The organism is Rodentibacter ratti (assembly GCF_002000485.1).
Lineage (GTDB): Bacteria > Pseudomonadota > Gammaproteobacteria > Enterobacterales > Pasteurellaceae > Rodentibacter > Rodentibacter ratti.
Genome location: NZ_MLAJ01000003.1, coordinates 171349 through 184236, shown reverse-complemented (window position 1 = coordinate 184236; position 12888 = coordinate 171349). Strand labels below are relative to the sequence as shown.

11 protein-coding genes and 1 other RNA gene are annotated in these 12888 nt (G+C 41.7%); 7 read left to right on the top strand and 5 right to left on the bottom strand.

What is annotated here, in order from left to right; genetic code table 11:
* Nucleotides 1-93 precede the first annotated feature (93 nt).
* On the top strand, nucleotides 94-564 hold the full coding sequence (gene nanQ, locus BKG94_RS03955) for an N-acetylneuraminate anomerase (protein WP_077434421.1): 471 nt from the start codon (nucleotides 94-96) through the stop codon (nucleotides 562-564).
* Between the two features lie 258 nt (nucleotides 565-822).
* Here nanQ and BKG94_RS03950 read toward each other — a convergent pair whose 3' ends face one another.
* The 3 genes from BKG94_RS03950 to polA all read right to left on the bottom strand — a co-directional run bounded on the left by BKG94_RS03950 (nucleotide 823) and on the right by polA (nucleotide 6053).
* Nucleotides 823-1632, bottom strand: a complete 810-nt coding sequence (locus BKG94_RS03950) for a DUF1868 domain-containing protein (protein ID WP_077434419.1) — start codon at nucleotides 1630-1632, stop codon at nucleotides 823-825.
* A gap of 268 nt (nucleotides 1633-1900) precedes the next feature.
* On the bottom strand, nucleotides 1901-3205 hold the full coding sequence (locus tag BKG94_RS03945) for an L-cysteine desulfidase family protein (protein WP_077434417.1): 1305 nt from the start codon (nucleotides 3203-3205) through the stop codon (nucleotides 1901-1903).
* A 49-nt stretch (nucleotides 3206-3254) separates the two neighbouring features.
* Nucleotides 3255-6053, bottom strand: coding sequence for a DNA polymerase I (gene polA / locus BKG94_RS03940; RefSeq protein WP_077434415.1), 2799 nt, complete (start codon nucleotides 6051-6053; stop codon nucleotides 3255-3257).
* Between the two features lie 158 nt (nucleotides 6054-6211).
* On the opposite strand from polA, the gene BKG94_RS03935 reads away from it, so the two are divergent.
* The 4 genes from BKG94_RS03935 to clpB all read left to right on the top strand — a co-directional run bounded on the left by BKG94_RS03935 (nucleotide 6212) and on the right by clpB (nucleotide 10078).
* Nucleotides 6212-6508, top strand: a complete 297-nt coding sequence (locus tag BKG94_RS03935; RefSeq protein ID WP_077434413.1) for a cell division protein ZapA — start codon at nucleotides 6212-6214, stop codon at nucleotides 6506-6508.
* Nucleotides 6509-6584: 76 nt separating this feature from the next.
* A non-coding RNA gene (gene ssrS, locus BKG94_RS03930) (6S RNA) lies at nucleotides 6585-6791 on the top strand.
* A gap of 12 nt (nucleotides 6792-6803) precedes the next feature.
* Nucleotides 6804-7370, top strand: a complete 567-nt coding sequence (locus BKG94_RS03925; RefSeq protein ID WP_077434551.1) for a 5-formyltetrahydrofolate cyclo-ligase — start codon at nucleotides 6804-6806, stop codon at nucleotides 7368-7370.
* Nucleotides 7371-7507: 137 nt separating this feature from the next.
* The gene (gene clpB, locus BKG94_RS03920) at nucleotides 7508-10078 is read left to right on the top strand and encodes an ATP-dependent chaperone ClpB (protein WP_077434411.1); all 2571 of its coding nucleotides are present in this window, start codon (nucleotides 7508-7510) and stop codon (nucleotides 10076-10078) included.
* 41 nt (nucleotides 10079-10119) lie between these two features.
* Here clpB and folA read toward each other — a convergent pair whose 3' ends face one another.
* Nucleotides 10120-10602 carry a type 3 dihydrofolate reductase gene (gene folA, locus BKG94_RS03915; RefSeq protein ID WP_077434409.1) on the bottom strand — a complete coding sequence of 161 codons (483 nt, stop codon included), beginning with the start codon at nucleotides 10600-10602 and terminating at the stop codon, nucleotides 10120-10122.
* A gap of 113 nt (nucleotides 10603-10715) precedes the next feature.
* Here folA and proB point away from each other — a divergent pair, with 113 nt between their 5' ends.
* On the top strand, nucleotides 10716-11819 hold the full coding sequence (proB, locus tag BKG94_RS03910; RefSeq protein WP_077434407.1) for a glutamate 5-kinase: 1104 nt from the start codon (nucleotides 10716-10718) through the stop codon (nucleotides 11817-11819).
* A gap of 26 nt (nucleotides 11820-11845) precedes the next feature.
* Entirely contained in the window at nucleotides 11846-12184 is a 339-nt protein-coding gene (locus BKG94_RS03905; protein WP_077434405.1) for a hypothetical protein, read from the top strand.
* Between the two features lie 69 nt (nucleotides 12185-12253).
* Here the strand turns inward: BKG94_RS03905 and bamJ are convergent, their stop codons facing one another.
* Complete coding sequence (bamJ, locus tag BKG94_RS03900) at nucleotides 12254-12877, bottom strand: BamJ family beta-barrel-assembly machinery protein (RefSeq protein WP_077434403.1); 624 nt, start codon at nucleotides 12875-12877, stop codon at nucleotides 12254-12256.
* Between the last annotated feature and the right edge of the window lie 11 nt (nucleotides 12878-12888).

Below are 12888 nucleotides of genomic sequence, written 5' to 3'. Positions count from 1 at the left end.
ATTATACAGATGTTTTTAAGTGATTGGTAACTTTATTTCATAACATCAACTTGTTATGATAGCCTGAGTTTTATTCATTCATAAGGAGAGAAGATGATTATCAGCAGCCTAACTAACCCGAATTTTAAAGTGGGTTTGCCAAAAGTGATTGCACAAGTGTGCGATTATCTCAATACATTAGACCTCAATACCTTAGAAACCGGTCGTCATGATATTAACGATCAAATTTATATGAACGTGATGGAACCGGAAACTGCAGATGCAAGCAGTAAAAAAGCAGAATTGCACCATGACTATCTAGACGTACAAGTGCTGATTCGTGGAACGGAAAACATCGAAGTCGGCGCAACTTACCCGGATTTAACAAAGTATGAAGCCTACAATGAGGCTGATGATTATCAGCTTACCTCATCGGAAATTGAAAATAAATTTACGCTAACATTAACGCCTAAAATGTTTGCTGTATTCTATCCTTACGAACCGCATAAACCTTGTTGCCTAGTGAACGGAAGAGCGGAAAAAATTAAGAAACTTGTGGTGAAAGTGCCGGTTTCGTTAATTTAGTTTTTTAACCTACTAAAGCCGATAAAATCCCAATTGAGTGTTAGCTCAATTGGGATTTTACTATGCTAGAAAATCATTTGTTTTTAGCCGTGTGGCTTCAACTTGTTACACTTTTCAAATATAGATTGTGAGACCATCACTATTTGTTCCTTGAGATAGGATTTACAAATTCTCGTACTAATATAACTATTTGAACAACATAGAGAAATTATGTGTCATCATTCCATAGTTTTTTATACGTTTTATTGCTAAATACGCTTAGATTAAGGTATTTAAGTGGTATTTTAATAATGGGGAATAAGCCAACATATCGTTAAAAATAGTAAATTCCACAGTATCTATTTCAAGTAACGGATTTTGTTGTTTAAACGTGTCAGACCAAATTTTTCTTTGGGTTTCAGCACGGGCTAATTGATCCGGTGTATATTTTTTCCAGTTGTATGCTAAGGTGATATGAAAGCGGAATTTATCCGGTTGATTACGCGTAGTTTGTAATAATTCACTTAATTGCTGACGAAATTGGATAATTTTTTCTCGACCTTCAACTAATTCTACTCCCAAAATAATCATCTCTTTATCAAAAGGTCCCCATAATTCGGTTGGTGCAAATTTTAGGACTTTAGGTAAATCAGGCTTAAATTGTTGGAGTTTTTGTACATAGTGTAGATGTACTTCTTCTATTGAGGCTGTTTTCGCTAGATCTCGTGGCCAAAAACCGGCTTTTTCTCGCTGTGCCGGATTTTCATTTGTGCCATTAAATAGAGTGATGTGAAAACTATTTTTAGGTAAGAAAGTATGTAATGCGCCAAGTTCACTTTGCTTAATCTCATTTTGAAGTTCGACTAAATTTTTATAAAACTGTGTATCTTGAGGAACATGGCTGACAATTGAATTCCCGGGATAACGTAGCGCTTGCCCGTCATAATCAAATTTATAGCCTGTACCTACGGTCGGTAAAAATTCATTTTGAGAAATACTTTTTTGGGGCTCATTTGCAAATGTTGGGGAGGTCAATATACTTGAGCTGCCTAATAAAGCTGCGGTACTTAAAAAAGATCTTCTGTTCATAATAACTCCTATTAATTAAAAAAGATAAAGCCAATAAATCATTTGTTTTATATAAAATAATTGTTTCAATTTTATGAATAAACAAAATAATCTTTTGCAAGAGAAAACAACGGTTTTAATTTATAAAAACTATCGTAAATTGAGAAATGTTTATCTTGAGAGTTACTCAGTGAATTGGATTAGTAGGATAAATTAAACTTTTGCAAACATTATTGGGAAAATCCCCTTAATTGGTTATATAACCTTTGGGGATATTTTTTACAAAAAACTAAGGGCAAGGTTTGTTCACCATAATCTCAATGACGTGGCGATCGATATTTTGCATACTTTTTGAGGCGATGGCACAGAGGTTGTCGATAGTGCGATCGAGATCGTGTTCAACGATGCCTTCATTGCCGGTCACGTGAGTTTCATCCATTGCCATCAACACGGATTTATAACCCGATGCCACGCTGGTGGAGACTTTCATTGCACAACTATTTGCCGCACCGTCGCAAATAATGCCGCTGATATCGCCGATCATACTGCAAATCCCCATGCTGGCGGTTTCAAATTTCCCCGTCAGCAAATAGGCAATGCCGGCGCAGCTTCCCATCGAAGCTGTGGTGACGGCACAAAGTGCGGATAATTTCGGCAGTTTACTGTGAATATAAATCGCCATTAAATGTGATAAAAATAAGGCTCTGAGGCGTTTTTCTTCATCGACGTTCAAATAATCGGCAGCGACCACCACAGGCATAGTCGCCGCAATACCTTGATTTCCTGAACCGGAATTACTCATGGCAGGCAAGGTAGCGCCGCCCATCCTGGCATCGGAAGCTGCCGTGGTTTCGATCATAATTTTGCTAAGTAAATCGTCTGAAATTAAACCGCTCCCTACTTGTTTACGCAAGGTTCGCCCAATATGTAAGCCGTAATTTTCCCGTAAGCCTTCATTGGAAAGGGCACGATTGAGTTCGCCGGCTTGTCCGATAAAGCGAATTTTATCTAAGGCAACTTCGCAGGAAAATTCAAAAATTTCACGTGCGGTGACTTGTTTGAAAATTTCATAAGGATCAGTATCGGCACATTCATTTTCAGTTTTTTCAAAGAGGATTTCGCCATTTTTTTCAATCAAAATCACATTGGTATGTTGATCTTGAATAGCGACCTTGACCCAATCGTCATCTGCGAAAAGCACCGCTTCTGAGTAGAGGATATGCTCCGTTGGGTGAATATCGACACTCACCTGTTTTTGCGCAAGCATGGCTTTTGCAGCTGAAACCTGTTGTGCGGTGATCTGTTTTAACACCTCCAGCCCGCCGTCAGGATCTCCACCTAAGGCGCCGATTGCCGCTGCAATAGGCAAGCCCACCATACCTGTTCCCGGTACGGCGACACCTAAACCGTTTTTCATCAAATTGGCGGAAACTTTAGCCTCAATTTTGCTAGGGGTTTTGCCTAAGTATTTTGCTGCCGTAGCACAAGCGAGGGCGAGGGAAATCGGCTCGGTGCAGCCAAGTGCCGGGACAACATCACGTTTGACAATATAAAGTAGTGGTTTTTCAATTTGCTGTAATCTTTCTTCGTACATCATCTTTTTCAAAAAACTAAGTTATGAATAATTTTGCCTTTATTGAACATTAATGGGCTTCATCCCAATTTTTCCCTACGCCTACATCCACAATAAGCGGCACGACCAATTCGGCGGCGGTTTCCATATTTTGTTTGATGAGTTGGCTAAAAAATTCCACTTTTTCCGACCGCACTTCAAACACTAATTCATCGTGCACTTGCATAATCATATCAATATCAGGGTCGTGGCGAACAAGCTCATCAAGTTTAATCATCGCTCGTTTAATAATATCTGCCGCCGTACCTTGCATTGGCGCGTTGATGGCAACCCGTTCTGCCCCTTTACGGCGCATGGCGTTGCTAGAGTTAATATCCGGCAAATATAAACGGCGACCGAATAAGGTTTCCACATAGCCCTGTGCTTTCGCTTTTTCGCGGATATCCTGCATAAAGGTTTGTACGCCCGGATAACGCTGGAAATATAAATCCATATATTTTTGCGCATCGGCACGGGAAATTCCAAGTTGGCGGGAAAGCCCGAAAGATGACATACCGTAAATCAAGCCGAAGTTAATAGCTTTGGCGTTGCGGCGTTGCTCGTTTGTGACGTTATCCAATGGCACACCGAAAATTTCCGCGGCGGTGGAGCGGTGAATGTCTTTACCTTGCGCAAAGGCGTTAATCAACCCTTGATCCTGAGATAAATGCGCCATAATACGCAATTCAATTTGAGAATAGTCGGCCGCCACCACAGAATAACCTTCACGCGCAATAAAAGCCTGACGAATGCGGCGACCTTCTTCATTGCGGATCGGAATATTTTGTAAATTCGGATCGCTGGAGGACAAACGCCCTGTGGCTGTGACGGCTTGATGGTAGGAGGTATGGACACGTCCTGTGTTCGGATCCACCATTTGCGGCAATTTATCCGTGTAGGTGGATTTTAATTTGCTCAAGCCTCGATGTTCCACTAAGACTTTGGGTAATTCATGGCTATAAGCCAATTCTTCCAATACTTCCTCGTTTGTGGATGGCGCACCTTTTGGCGTTTTTTGTAAAACCGGTAAGCCCAACTTATCAAACAAAATCTCTTGTAATTGTTTGGTGGAGGCGAGATTGAAGGTTTGCCCGGCGAGTTCATAGGCTTGCGTTTCAAGTGCGGTCAATCTTGCGGTGATTTCGTTGGATTGTATAAACAATGCATCACTGTCAATTAACACACCGGTTCGTTCCATGTGTGAAAGGACACTGAGTAATGGCAATTCAATGTTTTCAAAAAGTGCGGTTAGGCTCGGTTTATCTTGTAATTTTTCCCATAAAACCTGCTGGAGTTTCATGGTGACATCCGCATCTTCCGCTGCATATTCGGCTGCTTGTTCTAAGGGGATTTGATTGAAAGTCAGTTGATTTTTCCCTTTGCCGGCGATCTCTTCAAAACTGATAGTTTGATGTCCTAAATAGCGTTTGGCGAGATCGTCCATGTTGTGGCGACCGGTGCTATCCAACACATAGGATTCCAACATGGTATCAAATGCCACACCTCGCACATCAATACCGTTGCGAGCCAAAATGGTGAGATCATATTTGATATTTTGTCCCACTTTTTTTATGTCGGCATTTTCAAGAATGGGTTTGAGGGCGGAAAGTGCGGTGGTTTTTTCAAGAGTTTTTGGCGCACCGAGATAATCCAATTGCAACGGAAGGTAAGCGGCCTCACCATTTTCTAGGGCAAAAGAAAGCCCAACGAGATTGGCTATCATATAATTCAGGCTATCTGTTTCCGTATCGAGGGCGAATAAATGAGCCTTTGATAATTTCTCAATCCAACGGGTTAAATCCGCTTCTGTTAGAAGGGTTTCATATTGGCTGCGATCAATTTGAAATTTAGGCTGATTTTCAACCGCACTTTCAGCAGAAACAGTTGGTGTGGCTTGATATGGATTGATTTTAACCGCTTGCTCGTTAGCCTGTGTGATAGAATCTGAGCCATTCATTACTTCACTCAGCCAGCGTTTAAATTCATAGCGCCCGAAATATTCGATCAGCTGGTCATTATCACTTTCACCGAGTAATAATTCATCTGGCGTGATATCTAATGCCACATCGGTTTTAATGGTGGCAAGGGTGTAAGACAAATCCGCATTTTGCTTTTCTGCCAATAATTTCTCGCCGAGCTTTTTCGACCCACGAATAGGTAATTCGGCCACTTTGTCGAGATTGGCATAAATATCGGCCATACTACCAATTCCTTGCAACAGCCCAAGCGCAGTTTTCTCACCCACACCGGCTACACCGGGAATGTTATCCGAACTATCGCCCATCAGTGCCAGATAATCAATAATGAGTTCCGGCGAAATACCATATTTTTCAATGACACCTTCTCGATCTAATAAGCTATTGTTCATCGTATTGATGAGCATAATATTGTCATCCACCAGCTGCGCCATATCCTTATCGCCTGTGCTGATCAGCACTTTTTTACCCTTTTGGGAAGCCTGCGTGGCGAGGGTTCCGATGACATCGTCAGCCTCTACACCCTCCACCACTAAAAGGGGAATGCCAAGGGCGCGAATCATATCGTGTAAAGGTTGAATTTGCTTTCTGAGATCATCCGGCATGGGCGGGCGGTGGGATTTGTATTGTTCGAACAGTTCGTCACGGAAAGTTTTCCCTTTGGCATCAAACACCACCGCAATATGGCTCGGTTGTACCTGCGAAATCAGGCTTTTGAGCATATTTAATACGCCATACATTGCGCCGGTTGGTTCGCCGGCAGAATTGGTTAATGGGGGGAATGCGTGAAACGCTCGATATAAATAAGAAGAACCGTCCACTAAGACCAGTGGGTTTGCTGCGATCTGTGCCATAAAAATCTCATTCAATGTGATAAAGTGAGCGCATTATAACGTAAATTCAGAAAGGGCGCGAACAGCTAGGCTCACTGATTGCGTGTAAAAGATATGACGGGAAAGTTTGCCTATGGCATAATATTTCCCACTCAAAAATACCAATTAAAGGGAATACAATGTCATTAAAACTGGTTGAAATTGTCGTATTAGGGCAAGTATTACGTTTAAATGTACCTCAGGATCAAGAAGATGCGTTGCGCCAAGCCGCACGCCATTTAGATGCCTTGGTTTCCGAAATGAAAGAAAAAACGGGATTGATTCAGCTTGATCGCGTATTGTCTATTGTTGCGTTGAATTTAAGTTTTGAGCTTACGCAGGAAAAAAATAAAAATGCGCAAATTGAAGATGTTTTGAAAACGCGTATTCAGCAGTTGGATCATTCATTGGGGAGCATTCTCTCAACAAGAGAATAATTTGTGAGCAAGATCGCAGATTTCAAAAATAAAGTCTGGCAAAAATGCCTACTTTTCGTTAGTATAACCTCATAAAGATTTCCTGGAATGTTCGCTAATGGGTTATGTCCCTGAGCCGATACTTAAAATCTTATAAATCGGTTTCCCGTCATTGGTGTGTAGGCTTTGCCTTTATTCTTCTCCTGAAAAATAAAGGAATTAAGAAACCTGAAAATGACCTTATCGATTTCCTTGAACCATCGGGTTCAAGGACTGCCACCCACAACGGCATTCCGGGTTCTTTCTTTTTATCTCTATGAACATTCAGCAACAACGCCAACAAATTCGTCGTCAAATCCGAAAAACGCGAGCGAGTTTAACCGCACTTCAACAGCAACAGGCAGAACAAGCCGTTACACGTCAAGCCCTTGATTTAATTGAACGTCGTCAGGCAGAAAATATTGCATTATACCTTTCTTTTGACGGTGAAATTTCCACTCAAGATTTGATAAAAAAACTTTGGGATAAAAATAAAAAGGTATTTTTGCCCGTCTTACATCCTTTTGCGAAAAATCATTTGCTCTTTTTACGTTATTTGCCCGACACGCCGATGATGCAAAATCATTTTGGTATTTGGGAGCCAAAATTGAATGTTCAAAATGTTTTACCAATCAATGAGTTGGATATTCTTTTTACTCCCTTGGTTGCCTTTGATAAACAAGGTAATCGTCTCGGTATGGGTGGAGGTTTTTATGATCGAACCTTGCAGAATTGGCAACAAAAATTCTTTCTTCCTATTGGTTTGGCACATGCTTGTCAGCAAATTGACGCTTTGCCTATTGAACATTGGGATGTGCCTCTCTTTGATATTTTGGTTGGATAAACCTATCATCTCAATTTAATTGATAGGTAAAATCAAAAATATTTCATTTTTCCCCTTGAAATCATCTCAAATGATCTTACTTACCCTGTGTGAACGGCGAAAGCCAAATTGAATATCAATGAATAGGGAAAAGAGAAATGAATATAGAAAAATTTACCACAAAATTCCAAAAAGCCTTGAGTGAAGCACAGTCGCTTGCGCTTGGCAAAGATAATCAGTTTATTGAACCGGTGCATTTATTGACCGCACTTTTAAACCAACAGGACGGCTCCGTTGCGCCGATTTTAACCGCAAGTGGGGTAAATGTTGCCTTATTGCGTAACGAATTAAATCAAGAGCTAAATAAATTGCCACAGGTTTCCGGCAATGGCGGCGATGTGCAAATTTCCCGCCAATTACTTAACTTATTGAATTTATGCGACAAACTCGCTCAACAAAGACAAGATAAGTTTATTTCAAGTGAATTGTTTTTGCTTGCCGCATTAGAAGAACGGGGCTCGTTAAAAGATATTTTAACCAAGTGCGGTGCGAAAAAAGAACAAATTGCGCAAGCGATTCAACAAATTCGTGGAGGACAAAGCGTGAACGATCAAAATGCAGAAGAAAGCAGACAAGCTCTTGAAAAATATACCATTGATTTAACAAAACGGGCAGAAAGCGGCAAACTTGATCCGGTAATCGGACGTGATGAAGAAATCCGCCGCACTATTCAAGTTTTACAACGCCGGACTAAAAATAATCCGGTTTTAATTGGTGAACCGGGCGTGGGTAAAACGGCGATTGTAGAAGGTTTGGCACAGCGTATTGTCAATGGAGAAGTGCCGGAAGGATTGAAAAATAAACGTGTCCTCTCTTTAGATATGGGGGCGTTGATTGCCGGCGCAAAATATCGTGGTGAATTCGAAGAGCGTTTGAAAGCGGTATTGAATGAATTGGCAAAAGAAGAGGGTAGAGTCATTCTGTTTATTGATGAAATTCATACCATGGTGGGCGCAGGAAAAACCGACGGTGCGATGGATGCCGGCAACTTGTTAAAACCGAGTTTGGCGCGTGGTGAATTGCATTGCGTGGGTGCGACAACCTTGGACGAATATCGTCAATATATCGAAAAAGATGCCGCATTGGAACGCCGTTTCCAAAAAGTGTTTGTGGACGAACCGAGCGTGGAAGACACCATTGCGATTTTGCGTGGTTTAAAAGAACGCTATGAAATTCATCACCATGTGGATATTACCGACCCGGCGATTGTGGCGGCGGCGACCCTTTCACATCGTTATATTTCCGATCGTCAATTACCAGATAAAGCCATTGATTTAATTGATGAGGCGGCATCCAGTATTCGTATGGAAATTGATTCCAAACCGGAACCGCTCGATCGTCTTGAACGTCGTATTATCCAACTGAAATTGGAGCAACAAGCTTTGAAAAAAGAAGAAGATGAGGCGAGCCGTAAACGTTTGGAAACCTTAGAAAAAGAACTGGCTGACAAAGAACGTGAATATGCGGAATTGGAAGAAGTTTGGAAATCCGAAAAAGCCACACTTTCCGGTTCACAACATATTAAACAAGCACTTGATGCGGCGAAAACCGAAATGGAGCAAGCCCGCCGTGCCGGTGATTTAAGTAAAATGTCGGAGCTCCAATACGGACGTATTCCTGAATTGGAAAAACAACTGGCTCAAGCTGAAACCAGCGAAGGCAAAGAAATGAGCTTATTGCGTTATCGTGTGACCGATGAAGAAATCGCAGAAGTGCTTTCCAAAGCCACAGGGATACCTGTGTCTAAAATGATGGAAGGGGAAAAAGAAAAACTGTTGCGCATGGAAGAAGAATTACACAAACGCGTAATCGGTCAGAATGAAGCGGTGGATGCCGTTGCCAATGCTATTCGCCGTAGCCGTGCAGGATTGTCTGATCCGAATCGTCCGATTGGTTCGTTCTTATTCCTTGGTCCAACGGGGGTAGGGAAAACGGAATTGTGTAAAACCTTGGCAAAATTCCTCTTCGACAGCGACGATGCCATGGTGCGTATTGATATGTCGGAATTTATGGAAAAACACAGTGTTTCCCGTTTAGTCGGTGCGCCTCCGGGTTATGTGGGGTATGAAGAAGGCGGTTATTTAACTGAGGCTGTCCGCCGTCGCCCTTATTCCGTGATTTTGCTTGATGAAGTGGAAAAAGCACACGCTGATGTTTTCAATATCTTGTTACAAGTGTTGGATGACGGGCGTTTAACCGATGGACAAGGCAGAACCGTCGATTTCCGTAATACGGTGGTGATTATGACCTCTAACTTGGGTTCCCATTTAATTCAGGAGCATCAAAGTGAAGGCTATGATGAAATGAAAAACCTCGTGATGTCGGTGGTGGGGCAACATTTCCGTCCGGAATTTATCAACCGTATTGATGAAACCGTGGTATTCCATCCGCTTGCGAAAGAAAATATTCGAGCTATCGCTCGTATCCAATTAGAACGCTTGGCAAAACGTATGGAAACCCGTGGTTATGAGATTGTGTTCAGTGAAGCACTCATTGATTTCATTGGTGAAGTGGGCTATGACCCGGTTTATGGCGCACGTCCGTTAAAACGTGCGATTCAGCAAGAGATCGAGAATCCGTTGGCACAACAAATCCTTTCCGGTAAATTGCTCCCAAGCAGCCTTGTTACTGTGGATTATGCCGATGGCAAAGTTGTCGCAAGACAATAAATTTCAAATACAAAAAGTGCGGTCATTTTTACCGCACTTTTTTACTTTCTCACTAAAATCAAAAACCGACAATCGTAAGGATTGTTCTCGTCTTTCTCTCGGTATTCTTCAAATTCAATCTGCCATTCTGCCCAATTTAAGACTGGGAAAAAGGTATCGCCCTCCATTTCGGCTTGAATTTGGGTTAAATAGAGTTTATCTGCTTGGGGTAAATATTGCTTAAAGAGTTCACCGCCGCCAATCAGCATAATTTCTTCAGAATCTTTGACAAAATCAACCGCACTTTCAAGGCTGTTTTTCCAGATGATGCCTTCATATTTATAAGGCTGACGAGATAATACGATATTGACCCGTTTTGGCAGAGGGCGACCAATACTTTCAAAGGTTTTACGCCCCATAATGACCGGTTTCCCCGTGGTATTTTTTCTAAACCAAGCAAGATCAGCTGGCAGGTGCCAGGGCATTTGGTTATCTTTGCCAATTACGCCGTTGAGCGTGGTGGCAACAATTAAACTGAATGTCATAAAAACTCCTTGTTGAGTTGGGAAATATACCATAGCACAGCATAAAATTAATGCTTTTTAATAAATTTAGTGATAACGTAAACGCCGTTTTTTAAGGCTAAAATAGAGAAAAAATGAACAAGAAAACCATTGTTGTCAAATTTGGTACGAGCACCTTAACTCAAGGTTCACCGAAATTAAATTCGCCACATATGATGGAAATTGTCAGACAGATCGCACAACTTCATCATGAGGGCTTTCGGATTGTGATCGTGACCTCCGGTGCGATTGCCGCAGGTCGTCATTATTTGAATCATCCTACGTTGCCTCCGACCATTGCCTCCAAACAATTATTAGCGGCAGTCGGGCAAAGCCAACTTATTCAGGCTTGGGAAAAATTATTTGCAATTTACGATATTCATATCGGGCAGATTTTATTGACCCGTGCGGATATTGAAGATCGCGAGCGTTTTCTCAATGCCCGTGATACGTTACACGCCCTTTTGGATAATCACATTATCCCGGTCATTAATGAAAATGATGCGGTGGCGACGGCGGAAATTAAAGTAGGGGATAATGATAATTTATCGGCATTGGTGGCGATTTTGGTGCAAGCGGAACAACTTTATCTTTTAACGGATCAACAAGGGTTATTTGACAGTGATCCACGTAAAAATCCGGCGGCAAAATTGATTCCGGTGGTGGATAAAATCACCGATCATATTCGATCCATTGCAGGGGGAAGCGGTACAACGTTGGGTACTGGGGGGATGAGTACCAAAATTATTGCCGCTGATGTGGCAACCCGTTCCGGTATTGAGACGATTATCGCTCCGGGTAATCGTTCAAATGTCATTGTGGATTTGGCACACGAACAGGATATTGGCACGAAATTTACCGCCCATCAGGCAGATCGTTTAGAAAGCCGCAAACAATGGTTATTTGCCGCCCCTTCAGCGGGCGCGATCACTATTGATGAGGGGGCAGAAAAAGCCATGCTTGTGCAAAATAAATCCCTTTTGCCGGCCGGGATTGTGGCGGTGGAAGGACGTTTCTCCCGTGGTGAGGTAGTGAAAATTCGTAATCAGGGTGGAAAAAATATTGCACTTGGTATGCCACGCTATAACAGTGATGCGTTATTGTTAATCAAGGGAAAAAAATCTCAAGAAATTGAAGCTATTTTGGGCTATGAATATGGCTCCGTTGCCCTTCACCGTGATGATATGATTATTTTATAAAAATCAGTGATTTATAGGAAAGGGGAATGAAAAACCTTATTTTAACGATAATAATCTTAACTTTAACTGCGTGCGTACAAACACAGGGGAGATTATCATCAAGATCGCCTATTTCCGTTAATGGGCATATCAAGCGTTTAAATACCATTGTTTGTCAAGATATAGATGATTGGTATTTAGATGGCTATCGTGTAGGTAAGGATTTTCCCACATATCGGGAAAATCAGCTCAGTCAACGAATTCAGTTTTGCGGAAATACGACTTCGGCACAGCGTGAGGCTTGGGATAAGGGCTATTCGGTAGGATATAAAAAAGTAGAGAAACGGTATAAGAAATCTAAAAAATCAAGAAAATCGAGAAAATAGTAAGCTTAGGAAAACTAAAGAGCGGTTGAAATTCACACTGAAAATCAACCGCTCTTTTTATTTTTGAGATTAAAGAATATCTAATAATTCTACTTCAAATACCAGGGTAGAAAATGGTGGGATTGAAGCACCTGCACCACGTTCACCGTAAGCTAACTCGTGTGGGATAGTCAATTTCCATTTAGAACCTACAGGCATCATTTGTAATGCTTCCACCCAACCACGAATTACGCCATTGACCGGAAATTCCGCAGGCTGACCACGTGATACGGAACTGTCGAATACGGTGCCGTTTGGTAATGTGCCGGTATAGTGAACACGCACTTTATCCGTAGCTGACGGTTTCGCTCCAGTGCCTTCAGTGATAATTTCATATTGAAGACCGCTGTCCGTGACGGTGACACCAGCTTTTTTGGCATTTTCCGCTAAAAAAGCTTTGCCTTCTTCTTCAATTACTTTGAATTTAGCCTGTTGTGCTTGTGCCGCTTGTTGTTGAAGTTGTTGTACGGAAAGCATTAATTCATTGATATCTAATGCTGGTTGATTGTGATTAATCGCATCGAAAATCCCTTTTGCTACTGCTTCAACGGTGATTTCCATTTGGCTGTCTAATAATTGTTGACCGATTTGTAAACCGATACCATAACTGCCTTTTTCAGAAAGACTTTCTAGTTTAATTTGTGCAAAATTCATGCTGTTTTCCT